The organism is Methylopila capsulata, from assembly GCF_016907975.1.
GTDB lineage: Bacteria > Pseudomonadota > Alphaproteobacteria > Rhizobiales > Methylopilaceae > Methylopila > Methylopila capsulata.
Window position 1 is genome coordinate 183692 of sequence record NZ_JAFBCY010000004.1, and the last position, 20032, is coordinate 203723.

The window sequence follows — 20032 nt, forward strand, 5'->3', positions numbered from 1 at the left end:
CTCGGTCCAGCGGCGGCGTCTGCGCCCGGAACCCTAGTCGCCACTCGGTCGATGCTTGGACGCTAGCAGCGCCTCGGCCGCGCCATCAAGGGCGTTTCAGTCCGTCAGTCCGTAAACACGCCCAGCGGATCGTCCGCCTGTTGCGGCGCGTCGCGGCCGAGGGCGGCGTCGTAGACGTCCGTGCGGTAGCTCGCGGCGGCCAGGTCGGCGCCGGCGGGATCGTCCGACGCCTGCCGCCAGCGCACCATCTGCGCGTGCAGCCAGCGCGCGTGCCTCGGGTCGGGCCGCGTGGCGCCGTCCGCGCCGAACAGGACGTAGCTGTCGCAGGCGCGGATTTCGTCGCCGTCGCCGGTCGGAAGCCGGCCGTCGAGCGCGCGCTGGATGATGGGGGCGTGCACGTCGAGCCGGTTCGGAGCGGCGAGCCGCCGTGCGGCCTCCTCGCGGTGGTTGGGCTCGTCGAGCCATTCCGCCGCGCGCACGCAGGCCCGCACCAGCCGCGCCGCGAGCTCGGGGTTCCGGGCCAGCCAGTTCGCGCGCACCGCCAGCACCTTTTCCGGGCAGCGCCGCACGAGGTCCGTGCCCAGGTGAAGGATACGGCCGAGGTTGTACTCGACCGCGACCGAGTTCCAGGGCGCGCCGACGCAGAAGCCCTCGACGTGAGCGTTCTCGAGCGCGTCCACCATGAACGGCGGCGGCACGACCGCGAGCCGCACGTCCTCATCCGGCTCGACGCCCGCCGCCGCCAGCCACAGCCGGAGCTGGTAGTTATGGGTCGAGAACGGGAAGGTCATGCCGAGGGTCGGCGGCTCGTCGCCGTTGCGGCGTCGGTTCTCGACGACCGCCCTGAACGCGGCGCCGGTGGCGCGCGGGTCGGCCATGTCGGCGCCCGGCGCCATATGGCGGCGGATGTCCTCGAACAGCGGCGGCGACATCGTCATCGCGTTGCCGTTCAGGCCAAGCGCGAGCGGGGCGGCGAGCGGCACCTTGATGGTGCCGAGCCCCAGTGTGGTCGCGATCGCGATCGGCGCGAGCAGATGCGCGCCGTCGAAATGGCCGAGCGTCAGCCGGTCGCGAATGTTCGCCCAGGACACCTCGCGCACCAGCTCGAGCGCGATGCCTTCTTCCGCCGCGAATCCGACGTCGGCCGCGATGATCGGAATGGCGGCGTCGACGAGGGGAATGAAGCCGATCTTGACCGGGTCGAGGCTCATCCGAGCAACTCCGCAGCGGTGATCACCGATTGGGCGATCTCGACGATCTTCTTCTTCTCGTTCATGGCCACCTTGCGCAGCAGCGCATAGGCCTCCTCCTCGTCGATCTTCTTCGCACGCATCAGGATACCCTTGGCGCGGTCGACGGTCTTGCGCTCTTCGAGCTGGCCCTTCGCCTGCTCCAGCTCCGCGCGGAGCTTGGCGAAGGCCCGGAAGCGGCTGATCGTCGTCTCGAGGATCGGCTGCACGCGCTCGCGTTTCAGCCCGTCGACCACATAGGCCGAGACGCCGGCGTCAATCGCGGCCTCGATTGAGGCGCTGTCGCTCTGGTCGACGAACATCCCGACCGGCCGCCGCACGGCGCGGCTCACCTGGAACATCTGCTCCAGCACGTCGCGGCTCGGGTTCTCGAGGTCGATCAGGATCACGTCGGGGTCGATCGCGTAGATGCGCGCGAGCAGGTTCACGTGGTCGGTGATCCGCATGATCGTGGTGTGCCCAGCGTCGCGCAGGCCCTGCTCCATGATGGCGGCGCGGACGGGGCTCGCGTCGATCAGCACGATCTTCAGCGGTCGGTCGCGGTCGGACATGGGGCTGGGATCGCGCCTTTAAGCGGGCCTGCGGGAGTGCCGGCTACTTTGGCGCGACGGCCCTGGGGGCCGTCAACCCGCCGCGCGGGGGATGCGCGCCGACGCCGCGCCGTCGGCGTGGCGCTGGTGGGCGATGGTCGCGGCGATGAAGCCCCAGGTCATGCCGAGCAGCGCCCATTGGTGGCGCCAGTGGTCCACGTCGATGACCCAGGCCTCCATCATCAACACGCTCCAGGTGGAGAAGGCGCAGATGAAGATCGGCCGCCACGGGGTCGGGAAGAGGATCGTGCGGGCCGCGAAGACGAAGGTGACGATAACCAGCGTCGGCAGGGCGATGCCGCCAAGCCAGCCGTAGGACATGAAGGCGTTGAGGTAGGTGTTGTGGACGTCGGCGCCGAAGAGCTTGGCGAACTGGAAGATGCCGATGCCGAGCGGCCGTTCGAGCGCGAGCTGGAAGCCCGCGGCGTGGCGGCCGAAGCGGCCGTAGCGGCCGACGTCGTAGTTCTGCTCGAGGCTCGCGCGCTCCGCGAACAGGCTCGACACCGAGGGCAGGGTCAGCAGCACCGCGATCAGCAGGGCGGCGCCCAGCGCCGCCGCGCCGCAGATGAAAAGGATGCGCGCCCGCCGGGCCGGGGTAGGGGCGGCGAGGATCGTCAGCACCGTCATGATCGCGGCGGAGCCGATCAGGTGGCCCCAGGACCCGCGCGAGAAGCTGAGGAACACGCCGCTCATGATCAGCCCGAGCGGCAGCAGCACGAACAGGGACTTCCTGAGATCCACCGAATAGAGCCGCTGGATCAGCACCAGCGCCGGGAAGATCAGGTAGGGCGCGTAGACGTTGGGGTCCTTGAAGGTCGCCTTGGCGCGGCCGTAGATCAGCAGCGAGTCCGCGAACGGCGCCAGGTGGAAGTAGCCCACGATCGCGAGCCCGCCGCCGATGGCGCCGGCGATAACCCAGGCGTTGGCGATCAGGCGCGCCCTGATCTCTGTCCGCTGGGCCAGCAGCAGCGAGTAGAACACCCCGGTGCCGGACAGGAACACCCCGACCGTGGTCCATTTCTGCGTGTCCGCCCGGTCGTAGACCAGCGTCAGCGTCAGCACCGCGCCGAGTTGGTACAGGATGACCAGCAGCACGAAGGGCAGCAGCGCGCGCGGCAGGCTAAGACCGGTGGCCGCGAACACCCCGATCGCAAGGATGAAGAGCAGGTCGTAGGGCGCCGGCTCGAACATCACGAAGAAGCTGGAGGCGACCGCCAGCCAGACGATGCCCTCGCGCAGGCCCTCTGCGCCGAAGGCCAGCGAGCGGCCGCCGCCATAGGTGGCGTGCGACGCGCTCAATAGGCGTTGTCCGTCTTGGCGAGGGAGATCGGGGTCTTCAGCAGGATGGTCAGGTCGAACAGGATCGACCAGTTCTCGATGTAATAGAGGTCGTGGTCGACGCGCTTCTTGAGCTTCTCCGGGGTGTCGACCTCGCCGCGCCAGCCGTTGATCTGCGCCCAGCCGGTGACGCCGGGCTTGACGCGGTGGCGGGCGAAATAGCCGTCGACGACGTCGTTCCAGAGCGTGTCCGAGGTGTGGGCGTTGACGGCGTGGGGGCGGGGGCCGACCAGCGCCAGCTCGCCCTTGATGACGTTGAACAACTGCGGCAGCTCGTCGATCGAGGTCCTGCGGATGAAGCGGCCGACGCGGGTCACGCGGCTGTCGTTCCTCGTCACCACGGTCTTCGCCTCCGGGTCCGCCATCTCGTGGCGGAGCGACCGGAACTTGAAGATCTCGATGACCTCGTTGTTGAAGCCGTAGCGCTTCTGCCGGAAGAACACCGGGCCGGGGCTGTCGAGCTTGATCGCCACCGCGGTCGCGATCATCAACGGCGCCGTCAGCAGGATGCAGAGCGAGCCGACCACGAGGTCGAAGGTGCGCTTCGCCACGTAGTCCCAGTTCGCGATCGGCTTTTCCGCCAGCTCCACCATCGGGATCGAGCCGAGGTAGGAGTAGGAGCGCGGTCGGAAGCGCAGTTTGTCGGTGTGGGCCGACAGCCGGATGTCGACCGGCAGCACCCAGAGAGTCTTCAGGATTTCGGTGACGCGGCCGCGCGCCGTGACCGGGATCGTCACGATCAGCAGGTCGATGTGGGCGAGGCGGCCGAACTCGACGAGCTCGGCGATGTTGCCGAGCTTGGGGTAGCCCGCGACGATCGCCGGCGAGCGGTCGTTGGAGCGGTCGTCGAACACGCCGCAGATGTGGACGTCGTTGCCCGGCGTCGCCTCGAGCGCGCGGATGAGCTCGGCTGCGGGTTCGCCGCCGCCGACGATGACGGCCTTGCGGCCGAGCCGCCCCTGCACCGCCCAGCGCTTCACCAGAACCGCGAGCCACACATGCGCGACGAGCAGGACGGCGGCGCCGAACACGAACCAGTAGCCGAGCCAGCGCCGGTCGATCGCGCCGCCGAAGTCGAGGAAGGCGCCGAGCGCCCCGAAGCCTGCGAAGACCAGCGTCCAGGCGCCCAGAATGCGACCGAGCTGCCCCCCCACCGAGCGGAACGCCACCACGTGATAAGCGTCCGCCGCCTGCGCGAAGATCAGCAACAGCAGCACGCCGAGCCCGGCCGCGAGCGGGTAGGCCCAGCTCAGGCCCGACAGCGGGCCGAGCGTGACGGCGTAGGCGATCGCGGCGGAGGCGAGCACGAGCGCGGCGTCGATCAGTCGGACAGCGCCGACCAGCAGCGTCTGCGAGATCGACGCGGCCGTGAACTGCTGCGCGATCTCGCGCGCCTGCTCGTTCAGCCGCGTCTGCCGCGGCGTCAGAGGCTTCGGTTCATCTTGCCTGATCTCGAGGCGCGCCATTTTGAACCCGCTCACGTCGCCGCTCCACCGCGATGTCGGATCAGGATGGCGCCAAACTCAAAACAAACACTTTTACCGAACGGAGAAAGTACGCGCTTCGCGCGCCGTGATTGCGTCGCGGTAAACGGTTTCGATCCGCGACGCCATCGACGATAGCGCGAACTCGTCGGCGATATGCGCCCGACGCTCGCGCGCCATCCCGCGGGCGCGGCCGGCGTCGGCCGTGAGCCGCTCCATCGCAGCGGCGAGGGCGGCCGCATCGCCGGGCGGAAGCAGGTCGCCGCTGAACGGGCCGAAGATCTCCGGAATGCCGCCGACGTCGGTGGCGAGGATCGGCAGACCGGCGGCGATCGCCTCGAGCACGACATAGGGCATGGATTCCGCGCGCGACGGCACGACGATCGCGTGGGCCATCGCGAAGGCCTCGCGCGCCGGCTGGGGCGGCAGGAAGCGGACATGCGCCGCCAGCCCGCGCTCGGCGACGAGCGCCCGGTAGCGGGCCTCGTCCGGACCGTCGCCGACAATGGTCCCCGTCGTCGCGGCGCCGTCGCGCGCGAGCAGCGCCAGCGCCTCGATGAACACGTCGGGGCCTTTGAGGTCGCGCAGCATGCCGAGGTAGAGGAAATCGGTGGCGTCCGGCGCGGGCGTCACCGCCTCGAACTCGGGCGGCGTCAGCCCGTTGCGCACGACGACCGCCCGGCACCGCGGCGCGCCGACCTTGTCCACGTAGGCGCGGCGCTCGTACTCGCTGACATGCACCAGCACGTCGCTGACGCTCTCCAGCGCGCGTTCGATCGCGAAGTAGATGCGGCCCTCGGCGGTGGCCGGGTCGAAATGCAGGCTGCCGCCGTGCGGCGCGTAGATCCGCGCCACCGGCTTCGCCCGGTTGAGCCAGGCGCCCGTGATGCGGCCGAACACGCCGCCCTTCGCGCCATGGGAATGCACCACGTCGGGCGCGAGCGGCGCCAGACGGCGGTGGACGCGGGCGAGCGCCGTGACGTCCGAGGGCGCGATCTGGCGCGCGATCGGCAGCCGGAACGCCCCGAGCGCGAGGTGCGGCTCGAGCGCAGCGATGCGCTCGGCCTCGAAGGCCCCTCCCGTGAGGCTGTCGCACACGAAGCCGACCTGATGGCCGGCCGCGGCCTGCGCCGTCGCCAGATCGGCGATGTGCCGGAAGATCCCCCCGACCGGCGAGCGGACGAGATGGACGATCCGAAGCGGGCCGTCGGACGAAGCGCGCGCTTGGCGATAATCGAGGGCGGCTGACATGGCTGGGACTGTGATGTGCGCCCGGTAAAGGAGCGGTTGTCCCGCCGCCCGCGGCGCGCCGAAATGCGCGCAGGGTTATCTATCGCTTTTCACAACAGGTTGTAAGCGAACGATCAACCGCCAGGACAATGTAAAATATAAGACTTTAGACTAATACTAAACAGGTCTGATCCGCCGAAAGTCGGACGGCGTCTCTCAACAACCCTGCAACGAGCGCCTGCATGCTCGGGATCGCCGCCGGCCGACGCAAGACGAACCCCGCGTTCGGCGGCCTTCGTCGTTTCTTGTCTTCGGCCCCGCCGATGACCTCCGCGCGAGGCCGGCTGCGACGGCGGGTTCATACGCCGGGACCAGGCCCGCGGCCGACGGCCGGAGCCAGCTCCGAATGCGGGCCGCCTTCCGATCCCGGGCTAGGCGAGGGCGAGCGTCCCCGCCGCGAGCGCCGCGTAGCGCGCGGTCTTGGCGACCGCCACCAGCGCGAGAAAGCTCCAGAACGGTTCGCGCAGCACGCCCGCGACCAGCGTCAGCGGATCGCCCACGATCGGGACCCAGCTCAGCAGCAGCGACCACCGGCCGTAGCGGCGGTACCAACCCGTGGCGCGATCGAGCGCCCGGTCCGAGACCGGAAACCAGCGCTTGTGGCGAAAGCGCTCCGCCTGCCGGCCGAGCGCCCAGTTCACCAGCGAGCCCAGGGTGTTGCCGAGGCTCGCCGTGGCGACCAGGGCCCAGGGCGACCGTTCGCCCAGCGCGATCAGGCCGACGAGCGCCGCCTCGGACTGCGCCGGCAGCAGCGTCGCGGCGAGGAAGGCGGCGACGAACAGCCCGCCATAGGTCGCCGCGGCGGTCATCGGCGCGATCCCGCGACCCTCGAAGCCGTCGACGCGCGTGACGCGTCACGGCGCGTCCGGCCCGCGACCGCGTCGCGTGTCATCGACCAAGCCCGGAGGAGGGAGCGTCCGGTCGGGCCGGCGTCAGAACGGGATGTCGTCGTCCATGGCGTCGGAGTAGCCGCCGCGTCCGCCGCCCGCCGCGGCGGGGGCCGCCGGAGCGGGGGAGCGGCGCTCGGTCGGGCTCGACCGGCCGAAGCTCTCGTTGGAGCCGGCCTCGTAGCTGTCGTCCGAACCGCCGCCGCCGCGGCCGTCGAGCAGGGCGAGCTCGCCCCGGAAGCGCTGGATCACGATCTCGGTCGTGTACTTCTCGACGCCCGAGGGATCGGTCCATTTGCGGGTCTGGAGCTGGCCCTCGACATAGACCTTCGAGCCCTTGCGCAGATAGCTCTCGGCGATCTTGGCGAGGTTCTCGTTGAAGATCACCACCGAGTGCCACTCGGTCTTTTCGCGGCGCTCGCCGGACTGCTTGTCGCGCCAGTTCTCGGAGGTCGCGATCCGCAGGTTCACCACCGGCTCGCCGGAGTTCATGCGGCGGACTTCCGGATCACGGCCGAGATTTCCGACCAGAATGACCTTGTTGACGCTGCCCGCCATGACGATCTCCTGAAAGCTTGAGCGCGCACCCTAATCGCCGCGCCCGCCGCCGTCGCCCCCGCGCCGGGCTTGTCCACAAGCCTCGGGACGGGACGCATCGCGGTGGACAATGGTGTTTGTTCTTCCTATGTTCCTTAACATGCGGATCGCGGCGCGACAAGCGCTCCGCTTGACCTGAACGCCTTGCGGGCCGACTTGACGATCGAATGGCGGGTTCGAGCCGCTGCGGGACGACGTGACCTCATGACGAAAACCTCTTCGCCGGCCGGCAAGGCCCGAGCGCCGAAGCAGGCTGCGGCCAAGCCCGGCGCTAAGACGGCCCCCAAATCGGCGGCAAAGGCCGCTGGCGAGACGGCGCCGAAGCCGGCGGCCAGGACCTCCGCCGCGGCGCTGGAGGCGGCGTTCGACGCCGCGGCCGAGCGCCGGCCGGAGCGGCGCGACGCGCGGCTGATCTCCGTGCGCGGCGCGCGCGAGCACAACCTCAAGAACGTCGACCTCGACATCCCGCGCGACCGGCTGGTGGTGTTCACCGGCCTGTCGGGTTCGGGAAAGTCATCGCTGGCCTTCGACACGATCTACGCTGAAGGGCAGCGCCGCTACGTCGAGAGCCTGTCGGCCTACGCGCGCCAGTTCTTGGAGATGATGCAGAAGCCGGATGTCGACCAGATCGACGGCCTGTCGCCTGCGATCTCGATCGAGCAGAAGACCACCTCAAAGAACCCGCGCTCGACGGTCGGCACCGTCACCGAGATCTACGACTATATGCGCCTCCTCTGGGCGCGCGTCGGCATTCCCTATTCGCCGGCCACCGGCCTGCCGATCGAGAGCCAGACCGTGAGCCAGATGGTCGACCGGCTGACGGCGCTGCCGGAGGGCTCCCGGCTTTACCTGCTCGCGCCCGTCATCCGCGGCCGCAAGGGCGAGTACCGCAAAGAGATCGCCGAGTTCCAGAAGAAGGGCTTCCAGCGCCTCAAGATCGACGGGACCTACTACGAGATCGCCGACGCTCCCGCGCTCGACAAGAAGTTGAAGCACGACATCGACGTGGTGGTGGACCGCGTGGTGATCCGCGGCGAGATCTCGAGCCGTCTGGCGGACAGCCTCGAGACCGCGCTGGCGCTCGCCGACGGCATCGCGCTGGCCGAGTTCGCGGGCGAGACCGACGAGCACGGCCAGGCGAAGCGGCTAACGTTCTCGCAGAAGTTTGCCTGTCCCGTCTCCGGCTTCACCATCGCCGAGATCGAGCCCAGGCTCTTCTCCTTCAACAACCCCTTCGGCGCCTGCCCGGCCTGCGACGGCCTTGGCACCGAGCTAAGCGTCGACCCCAATCTTGTGGTTCCCGACGGCGGGCTGACGCTGCGCAAAGGCGCCATCGCCCCATGGTCGCGCTCGACCTCGCCCTATTACGTCCAGACGCTGGACGCGCTCGCCAAGCACTACGGCTTCAACCTGACGACGCGCTGGTCCGACCTGCCGGAGAAGGCGAAGAACGTCATTCTCTATGGCTCGGGCTCTGACAAGGTGCGCTTCGTCTATGACGACGGGCTGCGCTCCTACGAGACCACAAAGACCTTCGAGGGCGTGGTGCGCAACCTCGAGCGGCGCTGGAAGGAGACCGAGAGCGACTGGTCCCGCGAGGAGATCGGCCGCTACATGTCGGACGTGCCGTGCCTGATCTGCGAGGGCTACCGGCTGAAGCCCGAGGCGCTGGCGGTGCGGGTGGCGGACCGGCACATCGGGCGGGCGTCGGAGCTCTCGGTGAAGGCGGCGCACGCCTGGTTCGAGGACCTGCCGAACCACCTCTCCGCGAAGCAGAACGAGATCGCCTACCGGATCCTCAAGGAGATCCGCGACAGGCTGCGCTTCCTTGTGGACGTCGGGCTCGACTACCTCACGCTCGCCCGCAATTCCGGTTCGCTGTCCGGCGGCGAGAGCCAGCGCATCCGGCTCGCGAGCCAGATCGGCTCCGGCCTCACCGGCGTGCTCTACGTGCTGGACGAGCCCTCCATCGGCCTGCACCAGCGCGACAACGCCCGACTGCTGACGACGCTGGAGCGCCTGCGCGACCTCGGCAACACCGTGATCGTGGTGGAGCACGACGAGGACGCGATCCGGCTCGCGGACTATGTGGTCGACGTCGGGCCCGGCGCCGGCGTCCACGGCGGCCGCATCATCGCCGCCGGCACGCCGGACGAGGTGATGAACCATCCCGACAGCCTCACCGGCCAGTATCTCACCGGCGCGCGGATGGTGCCGACGCCGCCGAAGCGCCGGCCGTTCAACGCGAAGAAAGCGCTGAAGGTCTTCGGCGCCAAGGCCAACAATCTGAAGGACGTGACCGCCGAGATCCCGCTTGGCGTCTTCACCTGCGTCACCGGCGTCTCCGGCGGCGGCAAGTCCACGCTGCTGATCGACACCGTGTTCAAGGCCGCGGCGCGCAAGCTGAACGGCGCCAACGAGAACCCGGGCGCCCACGAGCGGATCGAGGGTTTCGAGGCGCTGGACAAGGTCATCGACATCGACCAGTCGCCGATCGGCCGCACCCCGCGCTCGAACCCCGCCACCTACATCGGCGCCTTCACGCCGATCCGCGAATGGTTCGCGGCCCTGCCCGAGGCCAAGGCGCGCGGCTACATGCCGGGGCGGTTCTCGTTCAACGTGAAGGGCGGCCGGTGCGAGGCCTGCCAGGGCGACGGCGTCATCAAGATCGAGATGCACTTCCTGCCCGACGTCTACGTCACCTGCGACGTCTGCAAGGGAAGGCGCTACGACCGCGAGACGCTGGAGGTGCTCTACAAGGGCAAGTCAATCGCGGACGTGCTGGACATGACGGTCGACGAGGCGGTGCAGTTCTTCAAGGCGACGCCCTCGATCCGCGAGAAGATGGAGACGCTGGCCCGGGTCGGCCTCGGCTACGTCAAGGTCGGCCAGCAGGCGACGACGCTGTCCGGCGGCGAGGCCCAGCGCGTGAAGCTGTCGAAGGAGCTGTCGCGCCGCGCGACCGGCAGGACGCTCTACATCCTCGACGAGCCGACGACGGGCCTGCATTTCCACGACGTGGCGAAGCTGCTCGAGGTGCTGCACGAGCTGGTCGACCAGGGCAACACGGTCGCGGTGATCGAGCACAACCTCGAAGTCATCAAGACCGCGGACTGGATCATCGACATGGGTCCGGAAGGCGGCGACGGCGGCGGCGTAGTGGTCGCGACCGGCACGCCGGAGCAGATCGCGCGGGCGAAGGACAGCCACACCGGGCGATTCCTCGCGGAGGTGCTGAAGCGCCGGCCGCTGCGGCGGGCTCTCGACGACGCGGCGGAGTAGCGCGAGCTGTGGCGCCGCGTCGCAGCGTGGCGTCCCGGGACGCCGCGCCCGCGGCGGCGGTTCTGGCGTAACGCCTCAGTCTGCAACGGCGTTAACAGCCGGATGGCTCAGGTTAACGCCTTGGCGAGGCGACATGTGAGCGGCGCATTGCTGCGATGCCATCGGCTGCCTATTCGCTTGCCAGTCTGCTGATTATCTAGGCTTCACCGAAACACGACGACCCAGCGACGGACAGCGACGGCCAAGAGGCTCTCGCGTGACCGCCTGCCGAGAGCCGCCTCACCTTGGACTGAAGACGATGATTTTCTGGGCTTTCCTTCTGAAGCGCTACCGCATGTGGCGCGTGTACCGCGAGACCTTCGAACAGCTCGCGACCCTCGACGAGCGCACGCTGCGCGACATCAACATCGGCCGCAACGACATCGAGACCATCTCGCGTCGCGCCGCCCACAACGCCGTCGCGGCCTGAACGGCGCGAACGACACGTGGAAAAGCCCCGGAGCGATCCGGGGCTTTTTTCATTTTCAGGCAGGCGGTTAGACCCGCATCTTGACGTAGGTTCCCGGCGCGTCGTCGAGCGCGGGGTAGGGGCCCTCGCCGGGCGTCCGCGCGGGCGTCGCGGTCGCGTCCGCCGCGGCCAGCCAGCCGCGCCAGTCCGGCCACCACGAGCCGGGCCTCTCCTCGGCCTCCGCGAACCAGTCCTCGAAGGCGCCCGCGGGCGCCTCGCCCACCCAGTGCTGGTACTTCATCTTGGCGGGCGGGTTCACCACCCCGGCGATGTGGCCGGAGCCGGCGAGGACGAAGCGCACCGGGCCGCCGAACAGCTGGGCGCCGAGGAAGGCCGACCGCGCCGGCGCGATGTGGTCCTCGCGGGTCGCGAGCTCATAGACCGGAACCGTGACCGTCTTCAGGTCGAGACGCTCCCCGCCCACCGTCATCCGGCCCTTGGCGAGATCGTTGTTGAGGTAGCAGCCGCGCAGGTAGAACGAGTGGTTCGCCGCCGGCATCCGCGTGGCGTCGGAGTTCCAGTACAGCAGGTCGAACGGGAAGGGCGCTTTGCCCTTCAGGTAGTTGTTGACGACGTAGGGCCAGATCAGGTCGTTCGACCGCAGCATGTTGAAGGCGTTGGCCATGCTCGCGCCCTCGAGGAAGCCGCACTCCGCCATCCGCGCCTCGACGGCCTTCACCTGCGCCTCGTCCACGAAGACCTTCAGGTCGCCCGCGTGGGTGAAGTCCACCTGCGTGGTGAGAAAGGTCGCGCTCGCGAACGGCGCTTCGCCCTTGGCCGCGAGGTAGGCGAGGGTGACCGCGAGCAGCGTGCCTCCGACGCAGTAGCCTGCGGCGTCGACGGTCTCCGAGCCCGAGATCTCCTGCACGATCTTCAGCGCGGTCAGCACCCCGTCGCGCATGTAGTCGTCGAAGCTGAGCTTGGCGTGGCGGGCGTCCGGGTTCACCCACGAGATGCAGAAGATCGTGAGCCCTTGGTCCACGCACCACTTGATGAAGCTCTTCTCCGGCGTGAGATCGAGGATGTAGAACTTGTTGATCCACGGCGGCACGATCAGCACCGGCCGGGTGCGGACCATCTCGGTCGAGGGCGCGTACTGGATCAGCTCGAACAGATCGTTCCGGAACACCACCTTGCCGGGCGTGGTCGCGAGGTTCTTGCCCACGACGAAGTTGGAGCCGTCCGTCTGGCGGATGCGGAGGTCGCCGTTTCCGGCGGCGATGTCCTCGGCCAGCATCCGCATGCCGCGCACGAGATTCTCGCCCTTGGAGGACAGCGTCTCGCGGATCAGTTCGGGGTTGGTGGGCACGAAGTTCGACGGCGCCACGGCGTTCGCGATCTGGCGCACGTAGAACGACGCCTTGTGCCGCGTGTGCGGATCAAGCTCGTGCGCCTCGTCCACCATGCGCTCGGCCCAGCGGCTGGTGTGCAGATAGGCCTGCTTCACGAAGTCGAAGAACGGGCTCGTGGTCCATTCCGGATCCTTGAACCGGGCGTCGCGCGGGTCCGGCACGGCGACCGGCGGGGCGTCCTCGCCGGAAAACCGCTTCAGCGAGCCCGCCCAGAGCTCGAGAAAGCCGCCGGCGAAGGCGCGCTGCGCCTCGAGCGTGCGGCTGGGGCTCGCCATCCAGCGCTCGGCGACCTGGCCGAGCGTCCTGACGACGTCGACGATCTCGTCCGTGCCGGCCGCCTTGAGCGCGGCGCCTTCGCGCGGGCGGAGATAGGCCGACAGCGCGCGGCCGCCTTCTTCGAACAGCCGCGCCATGTTGGCCGCGAAGGCTTCAACGTCGGGCGTCAGGAAGGGATTGGGCCCGCCGTCGCCGCCCTCCGCTCCCGCGTCGCGCTCGCCGTGGTCGGCGCGAGCGCCGGAGGCGGTCGACCCGGCCTGCGTTTCGGGGCGGGGCGGGGCGTCGGCCGGCGCCTCTTGCCTCTTCGATCCGGCCGCTTTGGGTTTGGCTGCGTCGTCCTTCAGAACCGCCGCCTTCCGCTTCCGCGGAGGTTTGGCGCCCGCGTCGTCCTGCGTCCTGGCGGCCGTCCGCGCTTTCGCGGTTCTGCTCTTCGGCGCCGTCGCAGTCTCGGGCGCGGCGGGCTCGACCGCGGCCGTCTCGGCGGACGCCGCCGGCGCGCTCACCTTGGCGGCGGGGCCCCGTGCGGACTTGGGCTTCGCGGACTTGGGTGGCGCCGGCTTCTGCTCGGCGGACGGGGCGGCGTCGGGTTTCGAGAGCGTAGGTTTGGGCGCCGCCGGTTTCGACCGCGCGGATTTGGGGCCGGCGGAGGGCGGAGCGGCGGGTTTTGCAGGGGCCGGAGCGTCGGCGGCGATCTCGGGCGCGTCGCGGGCGTTCGCGCGCCGCGCCGCGGGGCGGGGCTTGGCTGCGGCCGGCCGGCCGCTCGTTCTCGCAGGCTTCGTCGCCGAACGTCCGACGGCGCTCCGGGCCATAGCCCTTCCTCCCCTTTCGACGGCCCCGAGGTCGCGTCAAGCGCTTCGGGTTGCGTCGTAACCTGTTCCCATGACAATAGGCGCAAGCCGCGCCGCGCGTCACGCGCCAACCGGCCCTTCCGCCAGACAAACGGGCGATCCGCCCGCGTTCGAGAGACAGCCATGAGCGTATCCCGGAACGCCGCCCGCGCGGTCCTCCTCGTCGCCTGCGGGTTCGCGCTCGGCGGGTGCGACCTGGAGAAGTACAAGGGCACGCGCGGCTTGCCGCCGGCGCCCACGAACCTCGCGTACCCGTCCGTGGGCGTGACGCCGCCGCAGCGTCCGGGCCGCCTGCGCACGCCGGAGGAGCAGAAGACGCTCGAGGCGGACCTGCTGGCGCGCGGCAAGCGCTGACCGCGCCAAGTCCGGCAGCCTCTTAGACCTTCTGGCCAATCCGGCGCGCCGCCGTTTGCCCGCAAACGGCCCATACTGTATTCCCGGACGGCCGGCGCGCTGGTGCGCCGGAGCCACTTTCCGCGAATCGTGCCATGACCGAATTCCATTCCGTGCGCCGTCTGCCGCCTTACGTGTTCGAACAGGTGAACCGCGTGAAGGCCGCCGCCCGGAAGGCAGGCGCCGACATCATCGATCTCGGCATGGGCAATCCCGACCTGCCGACGCCCGATCACATCAATGAAAAGCTGATCGAGGCCGTCACCAAGCCGCGCACGAATCGCTATTCGACGTCGAAGGGCATTCCCGGCCTCCGCAAGGCGCAGGCGGCCTATTATGCCCGCCGCTTCGGCGTGACGCTGAACCCGGACACGCAGATCGTCGCGACGCTGGGCTCGAAGGAAGGCTTCGCCAACATGGCGCAGGCGATCACCGCGCCCGGCGACGTGGTGCTGACGCCGAACCCGAGCTACCCCATCCACGCCTTCGGCTTCCTGATGGCGGGCGGCGTCATCCGCAACGTGCCGGCGACGCCCGGCCCGGAGTATTTCCACGCGCTCGAGCGCGCCGTGATCCACTCGATTCCGAAGCCGATCGCGCTGATCACCTGCTTCCCGTCGAACCCGACGGCGGAGGTCGCCGACCTCGAGTTCTACAAGGACGTGGTGCGCTTCGCGAAGCAGCACGACATCTTCGTGCTCTCGGACCTCGCCTATTCCGAGATCTACTTCGACGACGTGCCGCCGCCCTCGATCCTTCAGGTGCCGGGCGCGATGGACGTGGCGGTGGAATTCACCTCGCTGTCCAAGACCTTCTCGATGCCGGGCTGGCGCGTCGGCTTCGCGGTCGGCAACGAGCGGCTGATCGCGGCGCTCGCGCGGGTCAAGTCCTATCTCGACTACGGCGCCTACACGCCGATCCAGGTCGCGGCCTCGGCCGCGCTGAACGGCCCGGACGACTGCATCGTCGAGATGCGCGAGATCTACAAGAAGCGCCGCGACATCATGGTCGACTCCTTCGGCCGCGCCGGCTTCCCGGTGCCCAGCCCGCGCGCGTCCATGTTCGCCTGGGCCCCGATCCCGGAGAAGTTCCGGTCGCTCGGCAGCCTCGAGTTCTCGAAGCTGCTGGTGGAGAAGGCGCACGTGGCGGTGGCGCCCGGCATCGGCTTCGGCGAGCACGGCGACGAGTACGTCCGCATCGCGCTGGTCGAGAACGAGCACCGCATCCGGCAGGCCGCCCGCTCCATCCGCCGGTTCCTTGAAACGGCGGACGAGACGTTGCACAACGTCGTCCCGCTCGCCGCGGCGCGCTAACGGACCGGACCTCGCGGAGGCCGGTTCGAGGCCTCCGCAGACCGTCCCTCTCTTCGGCTTGGAATATCTAATGGCGGAACCTCTGAGGGTCGGCGTGGCCGGCCTCGGCACGGTGGGCTCCGCCGTCGTGCGCATCCTGTCGGCCAAAGCCGAGGAGCTCGCCGCGCGCGCCGGCCGCCCGATCGTGGTGACCGCGGTCTCCGCCCGCGAGAAGGGCCGCGACCGCGGTCTCGATCTCTCCCGTGTCGCCTGGCACATGGACGCGAGCCAGCTTGCGCGCGCGAACGACGTCGACCTCGTGGTCGAGCTGATCGGTGGGGCGGAGGGGCCTGCGCGCGCCTGCGTCGAGACCGCGATCGAGCACGGCCGGCCGGTGGTCACCGCGAACAAGGCCCTGCTCGCCAAGCATGGCGTGGCGCTGGCCCGCGCGTCGGAGGAGAAGGGCGTCCCGATCGCGTTCGAGGCGGCGGTCGCCGGCGGCATCCCGATCGTCAAGACGCTGCGCGAGGGGCTCGCGGCCAACAACGTCTCCCGCGTGTTCGGCATCCTCAACGGCACCTGCAACTACATCCTGACGCGGATGGAGAAGGACAAGATCGGCTTCGCCGAGTGCCTCGCCGACGCGCAGCGGCTGGGCTACGCCGAGGCCGACCCGACCTTCGACGTCGGCGGCTTCGACACCGCGCACAAGCTGGCGCTGCTGGCTTCGCTCGCCTTCGGCGTCGAGCCGGACGCGGACGGCATCTATGTCGAGGGCATCGCCTCGATCACGCCGCTCGACCTGCAGATGGCGGAGGAGCTCGGCTACCGCGTGAAGCTGCTCGGGGTCGCGACGCGGACCGACGCCGGCGTGGAGCAGCGCGTCCACCCCTCGATGCTGCCGAAGGAGAGCGCGATCGCACGCGTCGACGGCGTGACCAACGCCGTCGAGATCGACGCCGACGCGGTCGGCGCGCTGGTGCTGTCGGGTCCCGGCGCCGGCGGCGACGCGACCGCCTCGGCGGTCATCGCCGACATCGTCGACATCGCCCGCGGCGTCACGCCGCCGATGTTCGGCCTGCCGGCGGGCAAGCTCCGGAGCCCGACGCGCGCCCCGATGGGACGGCACGAAGGCGGATATTACATCCGTCTTTCGGTCATCGACCGTCCGGGCGCGGCGGCCGCCATCGCCACCCGGATGGCCGAACAGGGCATCTCCCTGAAGAGCATCGTGCAGCGCGGACGCGAGTCCGAAAGCGACTCCGCGGGCGGCGAGCCGGTGCAGGTGGTGCTCATCACATACGCCACGACCGAGGCGAGCCTTCGGATCGCGCTGGACGCGATCGAAGCGGACGGGCATATCGATGGCGCGCCCCAGCTGATCCGCATCGAAAAGCGCTGACGCGATTCGATCGGAGCTCTGGCCGCGGACGGCCGGGGACAGCGCGACCTCCCCCGCCGCCGCAACGAGGACGTCGCGACGAGACCCCGGCGAACCGGGGCGGAGCGGCGTTTGCCGCGGGGGACGACACGTGGCGAAGAAGGCGACGGCTCTCAGAGCCGAGATGGAACCGGACGGGCAGGGCCTCGGCCCGCTCGACGCGAACGACGCGATCGATCGCGCCCTGACGATCGAACTTGTGCGCGTGACCGAGCGCGCGGCCGTGGCGGCCGCTTTCTTCCGCGGGCGCGGCGACGAACGCGCGGCCGACCAGGCCGCCGTCGACGCCATGCGGCGCGAACTCGACCACCTGCTGATCCGCGGCGTCGTGGTGATCGGCGAAGGCGAGCGCGACGAAGCGCCTGTCCTCTGGATCGGCGAGGAGGTCGGCTCGGGACAAGGCCCGCGAGTCGACATCGCGCTCGATCCGCTCGAAGGCACCACGCTCTGCGCCAAGGCGCAGTCCAACGCGATCTCGGTGCTTGCGATCGCGGAGGCGGGGACGCTGCTGAAGGCGCCCGACGTCTACATGGACAAGATCGCGATCGGACCGGGCTATCCCGCCGGCACGGTCGCCCTCGACCGCTCGCCCCGGGAGAACGTCGAGAGCCTCGCCCGGGCCAAGGGCGTGCCGGTGCGCGAGATCACCGCCTGCGTGCTCGACCGGCCGCGCCACGCGCGCCTGATCGACGCGGTCCGCTCCACCGGAGCCGCGATCCGGCTTATCACCGACGGCGACGTGGCGAGCGTGATCCACGCCACAGATCCGGACGAAACCGGCATCGACATCTATCTCGGCGTCGGCGGCGCGCCGGAGGGCGTCCTCGCCGCGGCCGCGCTGCGGTGCACCGGCGGCTACATGCAGGGCCGGCTGCTGCTCGACTCGCCGGACGCGCGCCGCAAGGCCGCCGCCGCCGGCATCTCCGACTTCAGCCGCGTCTACGAGCTGAACGACATGGCCCGCGGCGACGTCATCTTCGCGGCGACCGGCGTGACCGACGGCGGCCTGCTCGCGGGCGTCCGCTTCGGCCGCCGGGCGATTGTGACCGAGACGCTCGTGATGCGGTCGTCGACCGGAACCAGCCGCCGGATCCGGGCCGAGCATGCCCGCACGGAGAAGTTCCACCTCGACTGAGGCGCGGGCTATGCCGCGCGCCATGGACTATGCTCGGCCCATGGAGAATCAACGTCCATGACCGCGGCGACCGCGCTGCGGAGCGATCCCTCCGACGCCTTCCTGGGCGTCGTCGCGTCCTTCGGCGGGCGGGCGTGGCGGGACCGGCTCGACGCGCGGGGCCGCGCGCTGTCCGCCGAACTCGTCCGCGACCACGGCTACGGCGACCTGCTCGCCCGCGTGCTGGCCGGCCGCGGCGTGACGAGCGAGACCGCGGTCGGCCATCTCGACCCCTCGATCCGCCGGCTGATGCCCGATCCCGACACGCTGACGGCGATGCCCGCGGCCGCGGGCCGCCTCGCGGACGCCGTCCAGCGCGCCGAGACGGTCGCGATCTTCGGCGACTACGACGTCGACGGCGCCACCTCGACGGCGCTGCTGGCGGAGTTTCTCCTCGCCGCCGGCGCCACGGTGAAGACGCACATTCCGGATCGGATCTTCGAAGGCTACGGCCCGAACGTCGGGGCGATCGACATGCTGGCGGACGGCGGCGCGACGCTGCTCGTCACCGTCGACTGCGGCTCCACCAGCCACGACGCGCTCGCCCACGCCCGGTCGCGCGGCCTCGACGTGATCGTGCTCGACCATCACCAGGTCGGCGAGGCGCTGCCCGACGTGACGGCGCTGGTGAACCCCAACCGGCAGGACGACCTGTCCGGCCTCGGCCACCTCGCGGCCTGCGGCGTGGTGTTCATGACGCTGGTTGCGCTCAGCCGCGAGTTGCGCCGCCGCGGCTTCTGGGCGGGGCGGGGAGGCGAGCCCGACCTGCTCCGCGCGCTCGATCTCGTCGCGCTCGGAACCGTCGCGGACGTGGTGCCGCTCAAGGGCCTCAACCGCGCCTTCGTGGCGAAGGGGCTGATCTCGCTGCGCTCGCGGTCGCGGCTCGGCCTGCGCGCGCTGATGGACGTCGCCCGGCTCGACGGCCCGCCGACGCCGTACCACCTCGGCTATCTCCTCGGCCCCCGCATCAACGCCGGCGGTCGCATCGGCGACGCCGGCCTCGGCGCGCGGCTGATGCTCTGCGACGACGAGGAGCGCGCGACCGCGATCGCCGCCGATCTCGACCGGCTGAACGGCGAGCGCCAGGCGATCGAGCGCGCCACGCTGGCCGAGGGCGAGGCCGAGGCCTGGGCGGCGCTCGGGCCGGACGAGGAGGCGGCGCAGACCGTGGTCGTTTCCGGCGAAGGCTGGCATCCCGGCGTCGTCGGCCTCGTCGCCGCGCGGCTGAAGGAGCGCTTCCGCCGCCCCGCCTTCGCCATCGCCTTCGGCGCGGACGGAACCGGCGTCGGTTCGGGACGCTCCATCCTCGGCGTCGACCTTGGGGCCGTGGTCCGCGAGGCCGTGGCCGAGGGGCTGCTGGTCAAGGGCGGCGGCCACGCCATGGCGGCGGGCGTCACCCTCAAGGCCGACCGCCTCGGCGTCTTCCGCGGGTTTCTCGAAGACCGCCTGAAGGGCCATGTCGTGCGGGCGCGCGCGGACCGCTCGCTCGCCGTCGACGCCGCGCTCACCGCCGCCGCCGCGACCCCGGACCTCGTCCGCGAGCTGGAGCGCGCGGGACCGTTCGGCTCCGGCGCGCCGGAGCCGGTGCTGGCGCTCGCCGACCACACCGTCTCCTCGGCCGACGTGGTGGGGCAGGGGCACGTGCGCCTGCGCCTCAGGGCGGGCGACGGCGCCTCGGTGGGCGCGATCGCCTTCCGCGCGGCGGACGCCGACCTCGGCCGGGCGCTGCTCCAGGCGCGGGGGGCGAAGGTCCACGCCGCCGGGGTGCTCGGCGTCGACCGCTGGGGCGGATCGGAGCGGGTCAGCCTTCGCCTGATCGACGCGGCGCCGGGCGGACGGTGAGCGGGCGCATTGAATGGCGGCGGTCGAGCGCCATGTCTTCTCGCAGGATCTCCCTCAGGATTGTCGGCCGAAGGTTGCAGCGCCACGCGATGTTCACGTTTTCAGCGTTGAGTGGCCGCGAAGGTCGCCCGTTCACGCCGCGACCAACCCTCTCGAGGCCATGTGACCGACGTCGCCAGCTCCCCATC

Annotated in this window: 15 protein-coding genes; 7 read left to right on the top strand and 8 right to left on the bottom strand. The window is 70.3% G+C overall.

Going from position 1 to position 20032, the window contains the following annotated elements; translation table 11 throughout:
• Window positions 1–104: 104 nt before the first annotated feature.
• The 7 genes from JOD31_RS16760 to ssb all read right to left on the bottom strand — a co-directional run bounded on the left by JOD31_RS16760 (window position 105) and on the right by ssb (window position 7397).
• Window positions 105–1211, bottom strand: coding sequence for a CmpA/NrtA family ABC transporter substrate-binding protein (locus JOD31_RS16760; protein ID WP_204951580.1), 1107 nt, complete (start codon window positions 1209–1211; stop codon window positions 105–107).
• Window positions 1208–1801, bottom strand: coding sequence for an ANTAR domain-containing response regulator (locus JOD31_RS16765; RefSeq protein ID WP_204951582.1), 594 nt, complete (start codon window positions 1799–1801; stop codon window positions 1208–1210). Before JOD31_RS16765 ends, JOD31_RS16760 begins: the two co-directional genes overlap by 4 nt.
• Before the next feature lie 72 nt (window positions 1802–1873).
• Window positions 1874–3139 carry an O-antigen ligase family protein gene (locus JOD31_RS16770; RefSeq protein WP_204951583.1) on the bottom strand — a complete coding sequence of 422 codons (1266 nt, stop codon included), beginning with the start codon at window positions 3137–3139 and terminating at the stop codon, window positions 1874–1876.
• On the bottom strand, window positions 3136–4644 hold the full coding sequence (locus JOD31_RS16775) for an undecaprenyl-phosphate glucose phosphotransferase (protein WP_204951810.1): 1509 nt from the start codon (window positions 4642–4644) through the stop codon (window positions 3136–3138). The genes JOD31_RS16770 and JOD31_RS16775 overlap by 4 nt, the downstream gene beginning before the upstream one ends.
• A gap of 72 nt (window positions 4645–4716) precedes the next feature.
• Window positions 4717–5913: a glycosyltransferase family 4 protein gene (locus tag JOD31_RS16780; protein ID WP_210341566.1), complete on the bottom strand. Its 1197-nt coding sequence runs from the start codon at window positions 5911–5913 to the stop codon at window positions 4717–4719.
• 410 nt (window positions 5914–6323) lie between these two features.
• Window positions 6324–6761: a YqaA family protein gene (locus JOD31_RS16785; RefSeq protein ID WP_204951584.1), complete on the bottom strand. Its 438-nt coding sequence runs from the start codon at window positions 6759–6761 to the stop codon at window positions 6324–6326.
• Between the two features lie 123 nt (window positions 6762–6884).
• A complete protein-coding gene (gene ssb, locus JOD31_RS16790; protein WP_020185622.1) occupies window positions 6885–7397 on the bottom strand; it encodes a single-stranded DNA-binding protein in 513 nt (170 codons plus the stop codon).
• Between the two features lie 243 nt (window positions 7398–7640).
• On the opposite strand from ssb, the gene uvrA reads away from it, so the two are divergent.
• Together uvrA and JOD31_RS16800 are read left to right on the top strand one after the other, a co-directional pair.
• Complete coding sequence (gene uvrA / locus JOD31_RS16795) at window positions 7641–10718, top strand: excinuclease ABC subunit UvrA (protein ID WP_204951590.1); 3078 nt, start codon at window positions 7641–7643, stop codon at window positions 10716–10718.
• Window positions 10719–11016: 298 nt separating this feature from the next.
• Window positions 11017–11187 (top strand): DUF1127 domain-containing protein, encoded by a 171-nt coding sequence (locus tag JOD31_RS16800; protein ID WP_020185620.1) that lies wholly within the window; start codon window positions 11017–11019, stop codon window positions 11185–11187.
• A 67-nt stretch (window positions 11188–11254) separates the two neighbouring features.
• On the opposite strand, the gene phaC is transcribed toward JOD31_RS16800, so the two are convergent.
• The gene (gene phaC / locus JOD31_RS16805) at window positions 11255–13663 is read right to left on the bottom strand and encodes a class I poly(R)-hydroxyalkanoic acid synthase (RefSeq protein ID WP_204951591.1); all 2409 of its coding nucleotides are present in this window, start codon (window positions 13661–13663) and stop codon (window positions 11255–11257) included.
• 162 nt (window positions 13664–13825) lie between these two features.
• Between phaC and JOD31_RS16810 the strand changes: the two genes are divergently transcribed.
• From JOD31_RS16810 to recJ, 5 genes are all read left to right on the top strand, one after another.
• Window positions 13826–14056 carry a hypothetical protein gene (locus tag JOD31_RS16810; protein WP_204951592.1) on the top strand — a complete coding sequence of 77 codons (231 nt, stop codon included), beginning with the start codon at window positions 13826–13828 and terminating at the stop codon, window positions 14054–14056.
• Between the two features lie 134 nt (window positions 14057–14190).
• Window positions 14191–15408 (top strand): LL-diaminopimelate aminotransferase, encoded by a 1218-nt coding sequence (locus JOD31_RS16815; protein ID WP_204951593.1) that lies wholly within the window; start codon window positions 14191–14193, stop codon window positions 15406–15408.
• 70 nt (window positions 15409–15478) lie between these two features.
• Window positions 15479–16789, top strand: coding sequence for a homoserine dehydrogenase (locus JOD31_RS16820; protein ID WP_204951594.1), 1311 nt, complete (start codon window positions 15479–15481; stop codon window positions 16787–16789).
• Between the two features lie 163 nt (window positions 16790–16952).
• Window positions 16953–17963 (top strand): class II fructose-bisphosphatase, encoded by a 1011-nt coding sequence (gene glpX, locus JOD31_RS16825; protein WP_204951812.1) that lies wholly within the window; start codon window positions 16953–16955, stop codon window positions 17961–17963.
• 57 nt (window positions 17964–18020) lie between these two features.
• Window positions 18021–19844 carry a single-stranded-DNA-specific exonuclease RecJ gene (gene recJ, locus JOD31_RS16830; RefSeq protein ID WP_204951595.1) on the top strand — a complete coding sequence of 608 codons (1824 nt, stop codon included), beginning with the start codon at window positions 18021–18023 and terminating at the stop codon, window positions 19842–19844.
• Window positions 19845–20032: the final 188 nt, after the last annotated feature.